At 66.1% G+C, this 16,555-nt stretch carries 23 protein-coding genes and 1 pseudogene; 14 read left to right on the forward strand and 10 right to left on the reverse strand.

The window, feature by feature from the left end:
* Positions 1–735: 4-alpha-glucanotransferase (locus tag QOC76_RS06225; RefSeq protein ID WP_526355284.1), on the forward strand; the 735-nt coding region annotated here is incomplete at its 5' end.
* 79 nt (positions 736–814) lie between these two features.
* A complete protein-coding gene (locus QOC76_RS06230; protein WP_526355286.1) occupies positions 815–1,231 on the forward strand; it encodes a hypothetical protein in 417 nt (138 codons plus the stop codon).
* Here QOC76_RS06230 and QOC76_RS06235 read toward each other — a convergent pair.
* Together QOC76_RS06235 and QOC76_RS06240 are read right to left on the reverse strand one after the other, a co-directional pair.
* The gene (locus tag QOC76_RS06235) at positions 1,228–1,662 is read right to left on the reverse strand and encodes an SRPBCC family protein (protein WP_526355288.1); all 435 of its coding nucleotides are present in this window, start codon (positions 1,660–1,662) and stop codon (positions 1,228–1,230) included. The two genes, QOC76_RS06230 and QOC76_RS06235, sit on opposite strands and share 4 nt — an antisense overlap.
* Positions 1,663–1,725: 63 nt before the next feature.
* Positions 1,726–2,571, reverse strand: a complete 846-nt coding sequence (locus QOC76_RS06240) for a lysophospholipid acyltransferase family protein (RefSeq protein ID WP_526355328.1) — start codon at positions 2,569–2,571, stop codon at positions 1,726–1,728.
* A gap of 92 nt (positions 2,572–2,663) precedes the next feature.
* Here QOC76_RS06240 and QOC76_RS06245 point away from each other — a divergent pair, with 92 nt between their 5' ends.
* The 4 genes and pseudogenes from QOC76_RS06245 to QOC76_RS06260 all read left to right on the forward strand — a co-directional run.
* Positions 2,664–3,563, forward strand: coding sequence for a metal-dependent hydrolase (locus QOC76_RS06245; RefSeq protein ID WP_526355290.1), 900 nt, complete (start codon positions 2,664–2,666; stop codon positions 3,561–3,563).
* Positions 3,563–4,669 carry a PDR/VanB family oxidoreductase gene (locus QOC76_RS06250; protein WP_526355292.1) on the forward strand — a complete coding sequence of 369 codons (1,107 nt, stop codon included), beginning with the start codon at positions 3,563–3,565 and terminating at the stop codon, positions 4,667–4,669. Before QOC76_RS06245 ends, QOC76_RS06250 begins: the two co-directional genes overlap by 1 nt.
* A gap of 20 nt (positions 4,670–4,689) precedes the next feature.
* Positions 4,690–6,147 (forward strand): serine/threonine-protein kinase, encoded by a 1,458-nt coding sequence (locus QOC76_RS06255; RefSeq protein ID WP_526355294.1) that lies wholly within the window; start codon positions 4,690–4,692, stop codon positions 6,145–6,147.
* 5 nt (positions 6,148–6,152) lie between these two features.
* Positions 6,153–6,497: pseudogene (locus QOC76_RS06260) on the forward strand (nuclear transport factor 2 family protein); the annotation flags it as partial.
* A gap of 91 nt (positions 6,498–6,588) precedes the next feature.
* Here QOC76_RS06260 and QOC76_RS06265 read toward each other — a convergent pair.
* Entirely contained in the window at positions 6,589–7,059 is a 471-nt protein-coding gene (locus QOC76_RS06265; RefSeq protein WP_526355296.1) for an NUDIX hydrolase, read from the reverse strand.
* 77 nt (positions 7,060–7,136) lie between these two features.
* Between QOC76_RS06265 and QOC76_RS06270 the strand changes: the two genes are divergently transcribed.
* The 3 genes from QOC76_RS06270 to QOC76_RS06280 are packed head-to-tail and all read left to right on the forward strand — an operon-like array spanning position 7,137 to position 8,519.
* Positions 7,137–7,949, forward strand: a complete 813-nt coding sequence (locus QOC76_RS06270) for a glycoside hydrolase family 16 protein (protein ID WP_526355298.1) — start codon at positions 7,137–7,139, stop codon at positions 7,947–7,949.
* A 4-nt stretch (positions 7,950–7,953) separates the two neighbouring features.
* The gene (locus QOC76_RS06275; RefSeq protein WP_526355300.1) at positions 7,954–8,325 is read left to right on the forward strand and encodes a hypothetical protein; all 372 of its coding nucleotides are present in this window, start codon (positions 7,954–7,956) and stop codon (positions 8,323–8,325) included.
* Positions 8,325–8,519: a hypothetical protein gene (locus QOC76_RS06280; RefSeq protein ID WP_526355302.1), complete on the forward strand. Its 195-nt coding sequence runs from the start codon at positions 8,325–8,327 to the stop codon at positions 8,517–8,519. The genes QOC76_RS06275 and QOC76_RS06280 overlap by 1 nt, the downstream gene beginning before the upstream one ends.
* Positions 8,520–8,540: 21 nt before the next feature.
* On the opposite strand, the gene QOC76_RS06285 is transcribed toward QOC76_RS06280, so the two are convergent.
* Genes QOC76_RS06285 through QOC76_RS06295 form a run of 3 tightly spaced genes read right to left on the reverse strand, consistent with a single transcriptional unit; the run spans position 8,541 to position 10,957 of the window.
* Entirely contained in the window at positions 8,541–8,732 is a 192-nt protein-coding gene (locus QOC76_RS06285; protein ID WP_526355304.1) for a hypothetical protein, read from the reverse strand.
* Between the two features lie 35 nt (positions 8,733–8,767).
* Positions 8,768–10,087 (reverse strand): NAD(P)/FAD-dependent oxidoreductase, encoded by a 1,320-nt coding sequence (locus tag QOC76_RS06290; protein ID WP_526355306.1) that lies wholly within the window; start codon positions 10,085–10,087, stop codon positions 8,768–8,770.
* 15 nt (positions 10,088–10,102) lie between these two features.
* Entirely contained in the window at positions 10,103–10,957 is an 855-nt protein-coding gene (locus QOC76_RS06295) for a maleylpyruvate isomerase N-terminal domain-containing protein (protein ID WP_526355308.1), read from the reverse strand.
* Positions 10,958–11,031: 74 nt separating this feature from the next.
* On the opposite strand from QOC76_RS06295, the gene QOC76_RS06300 reads away from it, so the two are divergent.
* Genes QOC76_RS06300 through QOC76_RS06310 form a run of 3 tightly spaced genes read left to right on the forward strand, consistent with a single transcriptional unit; the run spans position 11,032 to position 13,284 of the window.
* Positions 11,032–11,634: a TetR/AcrR family transcriptional regulator gene (locus QOC76_RS06300; RefSeq protein ID WP_526355310.1), complete on the forward strand. Its 603-nt coding sequence runs from the start codon at positions 11,032–11,034 to the stop codon at positions 11,632–11,634.
* Positions 11,635–11,680: 46 nt separating this feature from the next.
* Positions 11,681–12,490, forward strand: coding sequence for an LmeA family phospholipid-binding protein (locus QOC76_RS06305; RefSeq protein ID WP_526355312.1), 810 nt, complete (start codon positions 11,681–11,683; stop codon positions 12,488–12,490).
* Positions 12,491–12,507: 17 nt separating this feature from the next.
* The gene (locus tag QOC76_RS06310) at positions 12,508–13,284 is read left to right on the forward strand and encodes an SGNH/GDSL hydrolase family protein (RefSeq protein ID WP_526355314.1); all 777 of its coding nucleotides are present in this window, start codon (positions 12,508–12,510) and stop codon (positions 13,282–13,284) included.
* Here QOC76_RS06310 and QOC76_RS06315 read toward each other — a convergent pair.
* Positions 13,281–13,655: a DUF732 domain-containing protein gene (locus tag QOC76_RS06315; RefSeq protein WP_526355316.1), complete on the reverse strand. Its 375-nt coding sequence runs from the start codon at positions 13,653–13,655 to the stop codon at positions 13,281–13,283. The genes QOC76_RS06310 and QOC76_RS06315 overlap by 4 nt on opposite strands.
* Positions 13,656–13,717: 62 nt before the next feature.
* Here QOC76_RS06315 and QOC76_RS06320 point away from each other — a divergent pair, with 62 nt between their 5' ends.
* Complete coding sequence (locus QOC76_RS06320) at positions 13,718–14,599, forward strand: cyclopropane mycolic acid synthase family methyltransferase (protein ID WP_526355318.1); 882 nt, start codon at positions 13,718–13,720, stop codon at positions 14,597–14,599.
* 2 nt (positions 14,600–14,601) lie between these two features.
* On the opposite strand, the gene QOC76_RS06325 is transcribed toward QOC76_RS06320, so the two are convergent.
* Positions 14,602–15,165, reverse strand: a complete 564-nt coding sequence (locus tag QOC76_RS06325; protein WP_526355320.1) for a hypothetical protein — start codon at positions 15,163–15,165, stop codon at positions 14,602–14,604.
* Positions 15,166–15,247: 82 nt separating this feature from the next.
* A complete protein-coding gene (locus QOC76_RS06330) occupies positions 15,248–15,424 on the reverse strand; it encodes a hypothetical protein (protein WP_526355322.1) in 177 nt (58 codons plus the stop codon).
* Between the two features lie 89 nt (positions 15,425–15,513).
* Here QOC76_RS06330 and QOC76_RS06335 point away from each other — a divergent pair, with 89 nt between their 5' ends.
* Positions 15,514–15,939, forward strand: a complete 426-nt coding sequence (locus tag QOC76_RS06335) for a hypothetical protein (protein ID WP_526355324.1) — start codon at positions 15,514–15,516, stop codon at positions 15,937–15,939.
* An 8-nt stretch (positions 15,940–15,947) separates the two neighbouring features.
* On the opposite strand, the gene QOC76_RS06340 is transcribed toward QOC76_RS06335, so the two are convergent.
* Complete coding sequence (locus QOC76_RS06340) at positions 15,948–16,415, reverse strand: SRPBCC family protein (RefSeq protein WP_526355326.1); 468 nt, start codon at positions 16,413–16,415, stop codon at positions 15,948–15,950.
* Positions 16,416–16,555 lie beyond the last annotated feature (140 nt).

A 16,555-nucleotide genomic window follows, 5' to 3' on the forward strand; every position in this document is an offset into this window, starting at 1 on the left:
CACATCATCGGGCTCTTCCGGCTCTGGTGGATCCCGAAGGGTTCGATGCCCACCGAGGGCACCTACGTGCGATACGACCACGAGGCGATGATCGGCATTCTCGCTCTGGAAGCCCACCGCGCCGAGGCCGTCGTGATCGGCGAGGACCTGGGGACGGTCGAACCGTGGGTGCGCGACTACCTGTCCGATCGCGGACTGCTCGGCACCTCGATCCTGTGGTTCGAGCTCGAGCGGGACGGCCCGGATTCCACTGGGGGCCCGTTGCAGGCGCAGCGGTGGCGCGAGTACTGCATGTCCTCGGTCACGACCCATGACCTGCCGCCGACCGCGGGGTATTTGGCGGGCGAGCATGTGCGGCTGCGACAACAGCTGGGTCTGTTGACCCGCCCCGCCGGCGAGGAGCTGGCTGACGATCGGGCCGAACAGGCGGCCTGGCTCGACGAGCTTCGGCGGGTCGGCCTGCTGGATGAAAACCCCGATATCGACCAGATCGTGCTCGCGCTCTACCGGTACCTTGGCCGAACCCCGTCACGGGTGCTCGGCCTGGCACTGGCCGATGCGGTGGGTGATCTGCGCACGCAGAACCAGCCCGGCACCACCGACGAATACCCGAACTGGCGGATTCCGTTGAGCGGACCCGACGGGCGTCGTCTCCTGCTCGAGGACGTGTTCGTCGATCCCCGTTCGGCAGCGCTCTGCGAGGCCCTGCGGGCGGCGGTGAACCCGCAGGTGTAACGCTGCGCGGCTTGTCACCGGTTTCACATTCGTCACGGCTGCGATATGTTCGCACCGCACCGACTTAGGGAGTTCTCACGTGAAGAAGCTCGTCGTTCTGGGGGCAAGCGCGGTCGCCGCAAGCACGATCGGCCTGCTCAGCGCGGGATTAGCCAATTCCGATCCGAACGCCAACCAGGCGAACGTCGTCGGCGAGCCCTATTACAAGGCCGTGAAGGTGCTGAAGGGTATGGGCCTGAAGACCACCTTCGGCGGTTCGGTCGGCAGCGACCTGCCGCAGGCGCAGTGCATGGTGAAAAGCCAGAAGCTGCTCGGCGAGGGGAAAATGCAGCTGAACCTCGACTGCACCGACGCCGCCGCGCAGCAGATGGCCGAGAGCGGCAGCTCCGGCGCCGCCGCAGGCCCGGGCGGGCGCACGGTCGGCTCGAACGGGGTGACCACAGTGACCCCGACGCCGGTCGGTCCCCAGCCGGGCATGTCTCCGCCTGCGGGTTAGGCCTCTGACAGGCTTCGCAGATTCTCCAGCGTCTTTGTCATGGTTCTGCCGACCTGACGGGCGGCAACCCAGTCGGCGATCAAACCCAGCATTCCGCCCGGTGCTTCGTAGGTCATTCGGAAGATCACCCGGGTCCGCCCGTCGGGGCAGTCGCGCAGCCGGAACCGACCGCGCTGCGTTACACCGGTGATCCCGATCCAGGCCAGGTCGCGCGCCTCGTCGAACTCGACCACCTCGATCACTCCGCCGACCGGCACCGAGCCGATCTTCCAGTGGCCGGTGTAGCGGGAGCCGACGCCGGCCGCCCCCTCGGTCATCGCGTCCCACCGCTCGAGGTTGGCCATGAATTCCGGATAGCACGTCGGATCGCTGACCCGCTTCCATACCGTGTCGCGGTCGGCGTCGATCTCAACCCGCCGTTGCAGCCTCATCAGGACCGTCTCTTCTTCGCGCAAGCGCTCATCAGCTTCGTCTCTTCTTCGCGCAAGCGCTCATCAGCCGATCACCGGGAATCGTCGTTCCGCGGCCAGTCTGTCCACCCCGGCCTGCAGGCTGCTGAGCACCTTGTCGTTGATGACGTCGTCGTCGCTCGCCGCGATGTCGGCGGCGTCGATCGGATCCTGCACCTCGATCGCGATCTTCGTCGGCAGCGGCAGTCGAGGAACCATGTCGCTGACAGCCAGCCCCCATGGCGGGGCCAGAAGAATGGGCACGCTCTTCAGGCGGGCCATCTTGTCGACCCTCAACAGCTTGGCCAGCCACTGGCCCCGGTCGAGGAAGAGCGCAGCCTCCTGGCCGCCGATGCTGGCGATCGGCACAATCGGCACACCGGTCTCCCGAGCGAGCTTCACGTAACCCTTGCGGCCGCCGAAGTCGACCTCGTGGCGCTTCCACGACGGCCGGAACACCTCATAGTCGCCGCCCGGGTACACCAGCAAGGCGCCGCCGGACTCCAGTGCGATTCGGGCGTTGTCGTGGTTGGCGGCGACGGTGCCGAACTTCCGCAGTGATCCCAGACCAGGCATCGAGACGACGAGGTTGTGCGCCAATTGGTAGAACGGCCGCTCGACGCCGAAGTACGAGGAAAAGGCCAGTGTGAACACGAAGGTGTCCGGCGGGAGGTTACCGCCGCTGTGATTGCCGACCAACAACACGGGTCCCTCGCGCGGTATGCGATCGAGGCCGCGGACATCGGCACGAAAGTAGAGCGACGCCAACAGCCACAGTCCCGGCAGCTGCTCGCGGATGTAATCCGGATCCCGCTGGTCGAGGTCGGCTTTGGGCACCCGGGAACCGACCTGATGCTTGGCCCAGTCAAGGACGTCGTTGAACCCCGCCATATCGGTGTTATTGACAGAGCCCAAGTATCCGAAACCTGCGTTCCCACGTAGTGGTCGTAGACTCACCCCCAGCACACCCGGGAGGAGCCGCAATGCTGCGTCCACGCCGATTCGAGCGGGAAATCGATCCGGGACCCGTTCAGATCCAGGCGCGCAAAGTGCACTTCGCCACCTCCGATATCCCACTGCACTGGATACCGGGACATCCCGTCGCCTCCAACGTCGTCAGCCTGCTCAACGTTGTTCTGCCGGCGGCAGAGCGCTGGTTCGTCGACACCTTCAACGAGGCGCTGCCGCTGGTGAAGGACCCGCAGTTGGCCGACGACATGCGGGGCTTCATCGGTCAGGAAGCCACCCATGCCGACGTGCACGAGCAGATGCTGCACAAGTACATGGCCGTCAACGGCATCGATCCCAAACCGATGCTCGACCAGATCGAGTTCCTCTTCTCCAAGACACTTGCACCGACGGCCTCCACGGACCCGAAGCGACGGCTCAACCATCTGTGCGACCGGCTGTGGTTCATCGCCGCGATCGAGCACTACACCGCGGTTCTGGGCGATTTCGCGTTGAACTGCGCCTGGGACGACTACGACGCGGCACCGACGATGGTCGACCTGTTCCGCTGGCACGGCAGCGAAGAGGTCGAGCACCGCAACGTCGCCCATGACGTCGCGGTCTACTTTCACGACAGCTATATCCACCGGATCCGCGCGATGACGATGGCGGTGCTGGCGATCTTCGTGTTCTTCCAGCGCACCGCATGGTTTCTGGTCAAATCCGACCCGACCACCGATATCAGCTGGTGGACGTTCAACCGGCTGCGGATGCGCGACTCGAAGCTGGGACTGCTGCCCAAGTACCGCAAGCTCTTCGGCTCCAACACCGCCATGTACTTCCGCCCAGGGTTCACCCCGGACGAGATGGGTTCGACGGCGCAGGCGGTGGCTTACCTCGCGAGCTCTCCCGCTGCTCGCGCGGCACACATTTGATGGGCCTGCTCGACCGCTACCGCCAAGCGCCGCCGAGTGTTTCGGGGCGCCGGCGCCACGACGTCGTGCTCGGTATCGCGGACGCGTCGGTCAGTGCGCTCTGGACGTTCTCCGGTGCCATCAGGAAGATGAAACCGCCACCGGAACCGGACCGCGTTCTCGGGCTGACTGTCCTCGCCCGTCAGGTGATCGCACACGACCAGGATGTGGTGGCGCTGACGTTGGCGGCTGCCGACGCCCAACCGCTGCCGCGCTGGCGACCCGGTGCACACCTCGACATCCATCTGCCCAGCGGCCGGCTGCGCCAGTACTCGTTGTGCGGCGACCCCGACGACGACGAAACCTACCGAATAGCGGTGCGCCGCATCGTCGACGGCGGAGGCGGATCGATCGAGGTGCACGACGGGCTGCCGATCGGCACCACAGTCACCACCCACGGGCCGCGCAACGCCTTCCCACTCACCGTCCCCGGCTACGGCTCCCCTGCTACCCGGTTCCGGTTCGTCGCGGGCGGCATCGGCATCACGCCCATCCTGCCGATGCTGGAGCTCGCCGATCGTCTCGGCGTGGATTGGTCGATGGTGTACACCGGCCGCAGCCACGACAGCCTGCCGTTCATCGACGAAGTCAGCCGCTTCGGCGATCGCATCGACATCCGTACCGACGACGTCAGCGGCATACCGACCGCGGCCGAGCTGCTCGGCGACTGTCCCGACGCATCCACGGTCTACGCATGCGGCCCCGCGCCGATGTTGACCGCTATCCGCGCCGAGCTGGCGGGACGCGACAACGTCGAGTTGCACTTCGAACGGTTCGCCGCGCCGCCCGTCGTCGACGGCAGGCAATTCACCGTCTCGATCGCCTCTACCGGCCAGGAAGTCACGGTCGGCGCCGACGAGACGCTGCTGAGCGCGTTGCGGCGGGCGAACGTCGCGGCGCCTTACTCATGCCGGCAAGGCTTCTGCGGCACCTGCCGGACCCGCGTCGTCGCGGGCGCCGTGGACCACCGCGACACGTTGCTGACCGAACCGGAGCGCGCAGCTTCCATGATGCTCGTCTGCATCTCGCGGGCCGCGAACGGGGAGCGACTCACGCTCGATTTGTAACCCGTCTGTACTATTCGGCCATGCCATTGGCCGCTGGTCAGACCTTCGCTGGCTACACCATCGTGCGGCTTCTGGGTACCGGAGGCATGGGCGAGGTCTACCTTGCCGAACATCCGCGCCTGCCGCGGAGCGACGCCCTCAAGGTATTGCCCGCCGATGTCTGCGCCGACCACGAATACCGGGAGCGGTTCAACCGCGAGGCCGACATCGCCGCGACACTGTGGAATCCCCATATCGTCGGGGTGCACGACCGCGGGGACGTCGACGGCCAGATCTGGATCTCGATGGACTACGTCGACGGGACGGACGCGGCCGAACTGCTGCGCGACCGCTACCCGAAGGGCATGCCCAAGGGGGAAGTACTCGACATCGTCACCTCCGTAGCCGACGCCCTCGACTATGCACACCAGCAGGGCCTTCTGCATCGCGACGTCAAACCTGCCAACATCTTGTTGACCGACGCGGCCGCAGGCGAGCAGCGAATACTTCTCGGCGACTTCGGTATCGCTCGACGGGTCGACGACACCAGCAACCTGACCGCAACGAACATGACGGTCGGCACCGTGTACTACGCAGCTCCGGAGCAGTTGATGGGTGAGGAACTCGACGGCCGCGCGGATCAGTATGCGCTCGCGGCCACGGCATTTCACCTGCTGACCGGCTCGCCGCCGTTTCAGCATTCGAATCCGACGGTGGTCATCAGCCAGCACCTCACGGCGCCACCGCCCGCCATTGCCGACAAGCGTCCCGAGTTGTCGGCGCTCGATCCGGTCCTGTGCAAGGCGCTGTCGAAGGACGCCAAGGACCGGTTCACCACTTGCATGGACTTCGCGCGGGCTCTGGCCCACAGACTGGGAGTCCAGCCGGAGGCCGACAACGAGCGCACGGCGGCGTCGACTCCCATCGCCCCAAGATCGCATGGGGGCAGGCACGAAGCCCAGCCTGCGCCGCGGCGGAAATACCTGCGCCCCGCCTACATCGTCCCCGGCGTCCTTGCGGCGCTGTTGCTGGTCGCCATCGCCCTTGTGGTGATCCAGTTCCGTGAGATCGAGAAACTGCTGAACGACGACTACACCCCGTCGCCGAGGCCGCCCGCGACCTCCCCTCGGGCCGAAGCGCCACCGGCACTACCGCCGCCGCCGTCCGAGTCGACGCCGTCCCCCACGACCACCACCACGGCGTCGGCCGCACCGGCGGCCGCGGTCGTCGGCGCGGACTGCTCGCCGGTCGGCGACACCGCGACCACCGCCAACGGAAACACGGTGTACTGCTCAACGTTGGAGGGCACCGGAGCGTCCATCTGGTCGGTCACCCAGGGTGTGGTGCCTGCGCCGACCATCACCGTGACGACTCAGGCGACCGACGAACCGCTGCCCGTCGCAGAGGAGGCCCCGGTGCGGGTTTGCATGCAGGAGACCGGCAAGACGCGGCGGCAGTGCCGCGAGGACATCCGGGCCAGCAACCAAGCCGGCAGCTGAGCGACATGTCCCTCGCCATCGCCGACCGCTTGGCACTCGCCGATCTGGTCCACCTCTACGCCGCTGCCGTCGACGACCGCCGGTTCGGCGACGTCGTCGAATTGTTCACTGACACAGCCGAATTACGGCTGCCGGATCCGCCTCGGTCGCTCGACCCCGTCCGCCACCACCGTGGTCGCGACGGCCTCCGCGCGGCAATGGCGACGCTGTCGGGAGTCGCCCGCACCGAGCACGCGATCGTCGGCGAGGTCTATGCCCCCGGCGCCGACGCCGACTACGCACTGGGCCGGATCACTTGCATCGCACATCATTTCAGCGTCAGCGGCGCAGAGGCGACGGACCTCGTCTGGCACCTGCGCTACGACGACGAGTACCTGCGGACGCGGTCCGGCTGGCGCATCCACGGCCGGGCCTTGACCATCAACGCCATTGAGATGCGGCCTATTCGGCGTTTGCGAGCACATCCACCAGCCGATCAAGAAGTGGGCGCTGACCCTTCAGCAGTTTCGACCGCGCCGCACGCACGCAGAACCAGTCCGCCCGGTCGATCTCCGGATATTCCCTGACGTTGCCCGATCCTTTCGGCCACTCCAGGGTGAAGGTGTTGCTCACCGTTCCCTCGAGGTCGAGGTCCCCACGCACCGCGAAGGCGGTGATGATCTTGCCGCTCGGCTGCTTCAGCGGTGGGAAGTCGATACGCGGACCGTCAGGTGGCGGCTTGCCGAGTTCCTCCTCGAACTCGCGGCGGGCGGCCGCCCAGGGGTCCTCGCCGTCGGTGTACTCGCCCTTGGGGATCGACCACGCCCCGTCGTCCTTCTTTGCCCAGAACGGGCCGCCCGGATGCCCGATCAGCACTTCGACGGAGCCGTCAGTTATACGGTAGAGCAGGAGACCCGCGCTCAATTTCGGCATTGAGGCCGAGCCTAGTTTTATCCTTCGCAGCGCGGCGATAAGGTGCTCATGTGCACAAGTTGAACCGACGAAACTTGATGGCAATGACGGGGGTCGCCGCATTGGCGGCCGCGGCGGGCCTGCCACGGGCTGCCGCCGATCCCGAACCGCCTAATCAACCGGTTGCTCCGGCTCCGGATGCCGCTCCCGAGGACATCATCTTCGCCGACGACTTCGACGGCCCCGCCGGCTCGGCGCCCGATTTGTCGAAGTGGACCGTGGTCAACTGGAATGAGCCCGTCACGCCGCCGGTGCTGGGCCTCTACCGCGACGACCGCCGCAACGTCTCGCTGGACGGCAACGGCAACCTTGCGCTGCGCGCCACGCGCGAGGGCGACACTTACTTCACCGGCCGTGTCGAGAGCAAGGCGAAGATCGGCATCAACCACACCTGGGAGGCCCGCATCAAGCTCCCATTCGCTCCCGGTCTCTGGCCGGCGTACTGGCTGGTGAACATCGAGAACACCACGGACGGACGGGGTCCCTTGCCCGATGGCGAGGTCGACATCGTCGAGTGGTACGGCAACAACAAATGGGCTCCTGGAACCTCGGTCCACGCCCGATCAGACGGCAAGACCTGGAATGCTCACCGATGGCCGGTCGACGACGCGTGGCACACCTACCGGTGCCGGTGGGACGAGCAGGGCTTCAAGTTCTGGATGGACGACTTCGCCGGAAGGCCGTACTTCTCGGTTCCTGCGGGCCCCATCGACGGCGCCTGGCCGTTCAACGACCCCGGCTATCTGCTGTTCACCATGCTCAACCTCGCGGTCGGGGGCCCCGGCGGCGGCGACCCGGACTTCGGCTTAGCATCGCCGCCAATGCTGATCGACTACTTGCGGGTCTGGTAGCACGATGAAGGGCGCGTGCGTTGGGTTGGCGGCCGGCGCACTGATGGCAGGCCTCGTCGTGGCGGCGCCGGCGAACGCCGATCCACCGAGCTATGGCAGCAACGGCGTCTTCTCCGTCGGCGCGGAGCCGCGGCAGGGCTGGTCGACTGCCGGCATCCCGCCGGGCAGGTATCGCGTCGACCAGTCTCCGAGCATGTATCCGTATCAGAGCCCGCCTGGGATGTGGCTGCGCTGCAACAACTTTCCGTGTGCTGGCAACTATCCTCAGAACATCATCGGCACAGGAGAAGCGTTGCGGGACCAACCTACGTTCGTCGACATCCTGCCCAGCGATGTCGCCGTCTCCCTGCTCAACGTCACCCTGACGGTCGCCTGATGGGCGACTACGAGCCGCGATGGCGGCTGGATCTCGACGACGACGGCACCGTGACGTTCGACCGCGACACGCAGGCGATCACCAAGATCAAGACGGGTGAGAGTTGTTGTCTGGGTGACTATCCGACGTTCTCCGTCGAAGAACCGCGATACCTTCGGGTCCGCGGCAGCCACGCGCCGCCGATAGGCAAGTAGTACGTCACCGGCGAAGACTGATTACTTCCGGTCGCCTTCGGTGTCGTCGAAGAAGGCCCAATGGCCGTCGTCGGCTTCGACTTCCATGCGCCAGCCGAGTTCGGAGTTGTCCGCTTTCGCGTCGACGAACCAGGCGTGCGCATCCTGCGCGCTCTCGATGTCCTTGCTGTCGACGACGTCACCCTTCGGGTTCAGCACGCGATAGGTAGCCATGGGACGGGAGTTCCCCGTCCGCGGCTTTTCACACGTCAGTCGAATTTCGGCAGCGGAATGCCCTCGCTGGTGGAGAAGCTGGCGTCGTCCTGACTGGACAGGCCGACCGAGACGATCGAGCGGTCGAAGAACACGTCGGTCAGATACGACAGCGATACTGTCCATCGGTTCACGAAGCGCGGCATGGCATACAGGTGATACATCCTGGTGACGAACTTCGCGGGATAGCCGGACAGCTGGATGTTCAGCGGGTTCGCGACCGCATAATGCGGGCCGAGGTCGACGACCAGACCCATGTTGCGATGCCGGTAGTCCTTCGCCTCGCCGTAGCCGAGACTGGCGGCGACGTTGCGCCCCAGCACCTTTCCCTGCCGGATCGCGTGCTGTGCGGTCGGTGGCGTGATCTCGCCTGGCTGGGTCAGGTCCGGAACGGCGGCGGCGTCACCGGCGGCGAATACATCGGGATGCCCGGGCACCTGCAGGTTGGCCTGCACCTTCAGCCGGCCACGCTCGGTCGGCAGTCCCAGCGTCTCGATCAACGGGGCGCCGGTGACCCCGGTCACCCATGCGACGGTGTGGGTGTCGATTCGCGTGTCGTCGCTGAGCACAACATGGTCTGCGTAGACTTCCTTCAACGTCAGGCCGAGTCGCACGTCGATGCCGCGTTGGTGCAGCACCCGCTGAACGCCCTTGCCGAGCTTCTCTCCCACCTCGGGCATCACCTGTTCGGCCATGTCGAGAAGCACGAACTTCATGTCCGCCGGGTCGAAGCCCGTCTGCTTTGCCGCCGTGTCGGCCAGCGCCTGCAGCTGCACGATGAGCTCGGTGCCCGAATACGAGGCGCCGACGACGACGACCGTGCGCCTCGCCTGAATGCGGGGTTCATCGTCGTCGATGTTGGCCAACTCGAGTTGTTCGAGCAGATGATCGCGCAGATAGACCGCCTCGGCAGTCGACTTCAAACCCCGAGCGTGCTCGGCGAGACCCGGGATGTCGAACAATCGGGTGACCGAACCCGGCGTCAGCACCAACCGGTCCCACGACATATTGCGCGATCGTTGTTCCGGGTCGGTGTAGGTGACGGTATGGCCGTCGAGGTCGACGCTGTCGACCCGCCCGCGCACCGCGTGCACGCCGTGCAGCGTGTTCGCCAGCGGGACGGTGACGAACCGGGCGTCGACCACGCCACCCGCCACATCGGGCAGCAGCGGCGTGTAGAGCATGTAGTCGACCGGGGAGATAATCGAGATGTCCACAGCGGCGTCGTGCTTGCGCAGTTGTCGAGAGAGACGGCGTGCGCACTCGAAACCGGTGAAGCCACTGCCAACGATGACGACGGATGTCTTTGAGTCCACGGTAGGGGCTACCCACTATGGGCTGGATAACAGCGTGGCGAATTTCATTGCCGACCACGGCTTCCTGCCGCCTGCCCGAAGCTTGCCCCGCAGAATCGGCGACCACTGCGAGACGCGTCCGAAGCCGAGAAGCATGAACGCGACGGCGTCGGCGGTGATCACGCAGTCGGACCTCTCCCCCGCGCCGGTGACAACGGCGGTCCCGCGGTCCACCGCCATCCGGTATGTATTGCCGCCCCGAATACGCAACTCGAAACTCACCCGCGCAGCCGCAGCGGACGGTCGCAGGTAGTGCGGCGCGACGGTCAGCGCGCCGGGGATGATTAGCAGGGCGTCGCGGCCTCGAATGTCCCAGCGGGTGCCGACCGCCCTGGCGATGTCGAGGCCGTGAATGATCTGTTCGCCCAGCAGCAGGCTGGTCATCGTCGATGGATTGAGTACTAGTCCGTTCGCGGCCGGGATCTCCGCGGTCTCGTCGGCAGCAGCGGCGGCAGTCAAGTAGGCCAGGGCGGCGTCCTCGAGCAGCCCGGCGAGCCGGGTCATATTCCTTTCGGGTATCTCGGTCAGTTGACGGGCGTTGACGACCGCGCTCATCCGTGACGGCGATTCCTGGGCCCGATTGGCGTGCGTCATATACCCGTTCGTGTGTCGGGTCAGCGCCTGGCCGTAATCACGCAGTTCGCCGACCATGTGCGCGGCCGTCTCCGCAGCGGTCCATTCCAGTCCCGGCACCGGTGCGTCGGCATCGTCGACGCGCTGGAAAAGCTCCGCGGTCCTGCGCACGGCGGCGCCTAAGGCGTCTCTGGTCGCCCCGTGGGCGCGACGGGTGTCTTCGGCCGGTCCGGCGGTACGCATGGGGGAGATAGTCATAGAGGAACTATTTCACATATCGTTGCTATGTCAATAGGGTAGGCTCGACCCGTTCACCACCGAATGTGAGAGCCATGCCCGCCTCAGAGCCGTCGTCGCTGCGCGCCGAGCAGGTGGCACAGACGCGCGCAGCGCTGGTGGCCGCCGGCCGCAGGCTGTTCGGCGAGAACGGTTTCCGGGGGACACCGGTGGAGGATCTGGCCCGTGAGGCGCGCGTGACAACCGGTGCCCTCTACCACCACTTCCCCACCAAGACAGCACTTTTCGAAGCGGTGTTCGTGCAGGCGCACATGGAGCTGATGACGTCGGCCACAGAGGCGGCGATGGGCGCCGAGGACGGGCTCGACGAGCTGGCGCTGGGCTTCGACGCGTTCCTCGACGGAGTGTTGCAGCCCGATGTGCAACGGATCGTCGTGCTCGACGGGCCCGCTGTGCTGGGACTGGCGCGCTACACCGAGCTCGACGAGCAGTACGCCTACGCGGTGATCGCGGGATCGCTGAAGGAGGCGGCCAAGGCGGGCGCGGTCGACATCGACGACCCGGAGACTGCAACCCGGTTGCTGCTGGGCGCCCTGACCCGCGGGGCGATGTTGATCGCCAACTCACCCGATCCGGTGAAGACGCGCCACGCGGTGGCCAAGTCGATGCGCGCGCTGTTGAACAGCTTCGCCCCCTGAGGCGACTCGCCGTGCCCCGACGGGCAGTGCGAGGATGCTGGGTGTCATGACGCGTTCGCGACCGTTGCGCCGATGGGATCACTTCCGGCCGCTCGACATGCTCGGCTCCCTGTGGTCGACGGCGGCCGTCGCACCCGTCAGCACCGGTGCCGCCGCGGCGTACCGGACGCTTTTCATGACGCTTCGCCGGCTGGTGGTCGGGCGCGAGTTGTCGGTCCGCCTCGACGAGGGTGACATCACGCTGACCGTGACCGAATTCGACTCGCGTCTCGACGTCCGTGGTCTCGCGGCCGGCCAACTGAGCGATGTCCGGCTTGCGGCACGCGATATCCGTTGGGAAAGAAACAGATTGGATCGGGCCACCGCGGTCCTGCACAACGTGCACCTGCGGCCGTCGGCGCCGCCGGTGCTGGTGGCGGCACCTGTCGACCTGACAGTCGAACTACCCGCAGACGCACTCGACGACCTGTTCCGCTTGGTGGCACCGCGGCTGGCAGGCGAGATCGGCCCTGACGGCATCGCACGTTTGCGGCTCGCCCGCCGCCCGTCGCTGGGTCATCTGGAGGTGGACGCGGTTCTGGATGGATCCACCTTGTGGCTCAAGCCGCGCGGGCTGGTGGTGCGGCGCCGACGTCTGGGCCTGCCCAAGCGCACGCCGGCTCGTGCCGTGCAGCTGCCAGAGCTTCCACACGGACTTCGGTTGACCGACATCCGCTTCGAGCCCGACAAGCTGTGTCTGTCCGGCGTGCTGCAGGAGTGGCGGATCGACGTCCCGCGCACGCGCATCGAGGACGTCATCACTCAGCTCAGCGCGGTCGGCCGTCCGCTCAACCTGACCCGGTTCGGCCGCGGATAACCGATAGAGTCACGGTCATGGTGCACGGGACCTACACCAGGTACGTGGCGCTGGGCGACAGCCAGACCGAAGGGCTCTGGGACGGCGACGATTCCGATGGAGTCGTCGGCTTCGCCGACCGGCTGGCGGCGATGCTGGACGAGCTCAGTCCCGGCTTGCAGTACGCCAACCTGGCGATCCGTGGCCGCCGGATCCGCGATGTGCTCGTCGATCAACTGCCCCTGGCTTTGACGATGCGACCCGACCTGGTCAGCGTATGCGTCGGAATGAACGACATCACCAGGCCGGGGCTGCTGTTCGACCGGGCGCTGGCCGATCTCGATCTGCTGTACGAACGGCTCGCGCAATCCGGCGCGACCGTCGTGACCACGACGTTTCCCGACATCGCTCGCATCGTGCCGATCGGCAAGATCTTGACGGCGCGTATGTCGCGCACGAACCGGGCGATCGTCGCTGCGGCCGACCGCTACGGGTTCAAGCTCGTCGACCTCTACAGCGCCCCGTCGATGACCGAACCCGACGTGTGGAGTGACGACCGGGTGCACGGTTCGACCAACGGCCACATGCTGTTCGCCGCCGCGGCGGCCGAAGCACTCAATCTGCCTGGAAGCAACCATGGCTGGGCACACGCCGGCGCGACCGCCGCACGGTCGACAATGCGGTCACGCGCCCATTCACAGGTTCTGTGGACCAGGAACATGCTCGCCCCGTGGCTGTGGCACCACGCCCGCGGCATCTCCACCGGGGACGGCCGTGCGCCGAAACGCCCGAGGTTGGAAAGTGTGGCCGGCTAAAAGCCGAGGAGGCCCAGCGGAATCGGCGACTGGCCGCCGGCGACCGATTCCATCACCCGCGGGCAGAGGAACGAGATCGCAAGTCCGGTGAACATGTTCGCTCCGCCGAGCGACATTCCCGTCGTGTCGGCGACCTTCGCGGCGACGTCGGCGGCGTTCTGGCCCGGGTCGGACAACATCGGGCAGACGGCCTGGCCGACCGCGACCAGGTTCGACGGATCCGTGGTGCCGCCGAGGCCCGCGCTCGTCACCGCGCTCAGGAACGCGTCGGTGTCGGGTTCGGCCTGAGCGGGAGCCGTCAGCACCGAGGTGGCCGCGGCCAGCCCGGCGAACACGGTGATCAGGCGAACGGGCCTGCGAAGTCTGCGCACCTGCAGAATCGTAGAGGACCGATTCATTAGGGGCTAACCGGCAGGTCAACTACGCTGGGGCGATGCCGAAGTCCCCTGACGCGAGCGGTCGTCTCAAGCCGCATTTCGAGGACGTCCAGGCGCATTACGACCTGAGCGACGACTTCTTCCGGCTGTTCCTCGACCCGACGCAGACCTACAGCTGTGCGTATTTCGAGCGCGACGACATGACGCTGGAGGAAGCGCAGATCGCCAAGATCGACCTCGCGCTGGGCAAGCTCGGCCTCCAGCCCGGCATGACGCTGCTCGACATCGGCTGCGGCTGGGGTGCCACCATGCGACGGGCGATCGAGCGCTACGACGTCAACGTCGTCGGGCTGACCCTGTCGAAGAACCAGGCGGCGCACGTTCAGAAGGCGTTCGACGGCATGGGCAGCCCGCGCACCAAGCGAGTGCTGCTGCAGGGTTGGGAGCAGTTCCACGAGCCGGTGGATCGCATCGTGTCCATCGGCGCCTTCGAGCACTTCGGTCACGATCGCTATCAGGACTTCTTCGGAATGGCCTACGACGTGTTACCTGAAGACGGTGTCATGCTGCTGCACACCATCGTCGGCGAGAACCCCGCGCGCGCAAAAGAACTCGGCATTCCGTTGACGTTCGAGCTGGCACGCTTCATCAAATTCATCATGACCGAGATCTTCCCCGGCGGACGGCTGCCCTCGGTGCCGATGGTCGAGGAGCGGGCGGCAGAGGGGGGGTTCACCCTGACCCGCAAGCAGGAGCTGCAGCCGCATTACGCGCGCACGCTCGACCTGTGGGCCGCCGCACTGGAGGCGCACAAGGACGAGGCTATCGCGATCCAGTCCGAAGAGGTTTACGACCGCTACATGAGGTACCTGACCGGCTGCGCGAAGATGTTCCGCGACCGCCAGGTCGACGTCGTCCAGTTCACGCTCGCGAAATAGCGCTACACGCCGTCCCATGCGGCGTCGAGGCGGTCGGCGACGTCGATCACCTTCGCCTTGACCGACGCCGGGCTGTCGATCTCCCCCGCCACGTGCGCGGAGATGAAGCGCCGGATCTCCGCGTCGACGCCGCCGACGATCCGCAACAGTTCGGCGCGCAGGGATTTCGACGTGACATGAATGGCGATGTCCGACGGTCGCGGTTTCTGGACATCGAGGATGAGCAACAGCGGTTCGGCGGCGCGTGCGACGGCGTTCAGCGAGATCTCGCCGAACACCATGAACTTCGGCTTGTCGATCTTCAGGTCGATGACCATGTCGATCTCCAAGGGGATGCGGATCGCGAAGGTAATCATCTCGCCGACCATCCGGGTGACCCTGGGCTCTTGGATCCGGACCTTGGCGGTGACCTTCGCGATCTTGCCCGGCCCCTGCCCCATCGGGCCCATCTCGAACTCGTCGCCCGCGATCGCGGCGATCGCGTCGCCGACGCGCTCCTCGGTCACCGCGATCTCATAGAACCTGCGGCCGAATTCCTCATAGGACACGTACTCGAAGCCATCCATAGGCTTCTACAGTCTCACGTTCGCGGCGATTACTGCTCATATGCCCACGCAGCGGTCCGGCCACTGTCGAGGGTCGGGCGATTCAGCCCTTCTCTTCGGCGCGCGCCTCTGCCCCGGTCTCACCCGCATCGATGGCGTCGTCGTTGGACGTTTCGCCGACATAGCTGCCGTCTTCGCCGTGCTTACCGGCCCGCGAACCCGCCACCTTGTCGTCTTCCTGGACGTCTTCCTCGCTCTTGTCATCATCGCCTGGCGCCATGTCGCGGTAACTACCCGTACCGGAGGGACCCAAACACTTACCCGACCCGAGCTCTACCGATAGGCTTCCTGGCGAGGAAGGTGGGGACAATGATCCGCGAAGCAGTCATCGCCGCCGCATTGGCGTGCGCCGCAGTCGGCAGTGCACAGGTCGCCGCAGCCGACCCGAACGACAACCTGTATTTCGACAAGCCTGGCCGCTATGACTCCGACGTGCCGTTCATGAACTACGAGGCCCGCCTCTCCGCTCCTTGCGACAACTTCGAGATCAACACGTTCGGTCGTGGTCCAGGCGGCGAGCCGCTGCAGTGCCACTGGATTCCCAACCAGTGGCCGCCGGTCTACACCGGCTTCTGGGTGATCTCGCCGGAGATTCACGGCGTGCAGGAGATCGGTACCCCGTGCCCGAGCGATCAGGCGGCCGCGCAGGCCCCCGACGGACGCCCCCTGCTGTGCCTCGGAGAGCAGGGCTGGCAGCCCGGCTTCTTCACCGGTTCGGGGTTCTGGCCCACCTAGACACGGAGCTAGCTCGGAGTTCGTTCGTAGCGTCGCCGAATGCCTGCGAGCATCTCGGTGTGCGCCTCGACGGCTTTGCGGGTAGTCACCGACGCCAGCGGTCGCGGCGCCTCGATCCGGATCCGCTCGGTGACGCGGGTGCCCACCACGGTCGGTTCGAAGGCCACGGTGCTGCGCAGGCAGACTCGGGGAAATTGCCGCGCCTCGGACAACACGTCGCCCGTCAGCGGAACATACAGTCGCGCAACGTAGCTCGTGCGCAGGCGAAACGGCCCGATGGGAATCCGGTCACCCACCCGGTAGGTCTGCACGTAACCGTCGGCCGTCTCGCTACGGTCGACGCTTCGCACCGAAACCACGAGGGGATGCACCAGCTTGATGTTGTCGAGGTCGACGTAGAAGGCGCGTACGTCGTCGGGCGGGCTTGCCACGTCCTCGCAGAGAGTTCGCTCGATCCGCGTGATCCACCGCCGCACGATGACAATCTAGATCGGCTGGTCCACGTCGACGACCGCATTCGCCAGGTCATTGAATGCTGCCCGGCCCGCACCCGAGAATGTCATATGTTCAACAGCGAGAATCTGGTATCCGGTAGGCTCGCTGAGCAACTGCTTAG

This window comes from Mycobacterium sp., from assembly GCF_032159565.1.
Taxonomy (GTDB): Bacteria; Actinomycetota; Actinomycetes; order Mycobacteriales; family Mycobacteriaceae; genus Mycobacterium.